The organism is Sporosarcina sp. P20a (assembly GCF_002743175.1).
GTDB lineage: Bacteria > Bacillota > Bacilli > Bacillales_A > Planococcaceae > Sporosarcina.
On sequence record NZ_PDYT01000056.1, the window covers coordinates 1 to 1,302 of the forward strand.

Genomic DNA, 1,302 nt, shown 5'->3' on the forward strand with positions numbered 1-1,302 from the left:
CAACAGGTAACGAAGAACTTATAATCTAGTATCCATCGTTAGATGGAGCGCCGAATGCTGGGAAACTAGCACGTTCGGTGTGGAGCAGGGGAAAAGCTGGAGATAGCATCAAATGCTTACCTATTGCCAACTTTTGTGGGGAGATTTTTTATGGTGTTACAGAAAATTATTAATACATAGGGGGGATTCATATGATTCTTGGATTACATCATGTACAAATTACTATTCCGAAAGGTGCGGAAGAAGCAGGTAAACAGTTTTATTGCAATGTATTAGGCTTAGAGGAAATAGAAAAGCCAGAATCACTCAAAGGGCGGGGAGGGTTTTGGTTAAAAGTCGGGGATCGAGATGTTCATGTAGGTACTGAAGATAGTTTTGACAGACTGACAACAAAAGCTCATTTAGCTTATTTGGTAAGTGATATTTCTTATTGGAAAAATGTGTTAGAGAAAAAAGATATTCAGCCAATTGAAGGAGTTCCAATCCCAGGCTTTGATCGATTTGAGTTCAGAGACCCTTTTGGCAATCGGGTGGAAATGATTCAAGAAATATAAGACAAAATCAAACAATCGGGCTAAAAAAGGGTCTGTTTAATATATTTGCAACATTCTATAACCTTGACCGTCTATTTATTTAAGAGAGAAAGGAGATGGAAAATGAAGCAAATAATCAGGGCAAGGATATTGTGTATATTTGATTTATTTTTGGCGATAGGTGCAATTTGGTCAGGTTTTCAAATGATTACTTCAAGCAGTGGAACGATTTTCGCGGAGCCATATCCTGACAGTTGGGCTTCCAATCTTCCTTTTGATAGTTGGGTTTTGCCTGGAATCCTAGCAATTGTCATATTTGGGCTTGGTAATATTATAGCTGCGGCATTAAGTTTAAGAAAAGAACATAGTAGTTCTTGGTATGCATCTGCTATTATGGGATTGATATTCCTGTCAGGTTTGGCTTTTCAGTATATTTCCGTAGGTGAAATGTATATAGTAACTGGTCCGTTTTTAATCTTTGGGGTTGTTCAACTATGTCTTAGTGGATATGTTTTTCTGGGTTATAGAAGTTCCAAATTGACCAAAGAATATAGTTAGTGGATATTCAATAATTGTGGGCGATTGTGGAAGAAGCTTATTCGCACTCGCTCAGTTGATCGGAGTGGAAGCCGGCGACTCCGGGAGGATCAGCGGGACAGGTGAAACACCCAGCGAGCGAAGCGAAGGGGTGTGGTTCACCGCCCGCCCTCCGGAACGCGTCCGGCTGCAACGCAGATCAACGGCTTCAAACCATTGTCCGACCTATGGG

2 protein-coding genes are annotated in these 1,302 nt (G+C 40.8%); both read left to right on the plus strand.

Going from position 1 to position 1,302, the window contains the following annotated elements; all coding sequences use genetic code 11:
• Positions 1-191 precede the first annotated feature (191 nt).
• Positions 192-554: a VOC family protein gene (locus CSV72_RS16505; RefSeq protein WP_099679245.1), complete on the plus strand. Its 363-nt coding sequence runs from the start codon at positions 192-194 to the stop codon at positions 552-554.
• Between the two features lie 102 nt (positions 555-656).
• Positions 657-1,091 (plus strand): hypothetical protein, encoded by a 435-nt coding sequence (locus CSV72_RS16510; RefSeq protein ID WP_099679246.1) that lies wholly within the window; start codon positions 657-659, stop codon positions 1,089-1,091.
• The last annotated feature ends 211 nt before the right edge of the window (positions 1,092-1,302 follow it).

Bases quoted from the DNA above. Each gene is read 5' to 3' on its own strand.
- CSV72_RS16510 (WP_099679246.1), top strand. From the start codon at position 657: ATGAAGCAAATAATCAGGGCAAGGATATTGTGTATATTTGATTTATTT.
- CSV72_RS16505 (WP_099679245.1), top strand. From the start codon at position 192: ATGATTCTTGGATTACATCATGTACAAATTACTATTCCGAAAGGTGCG.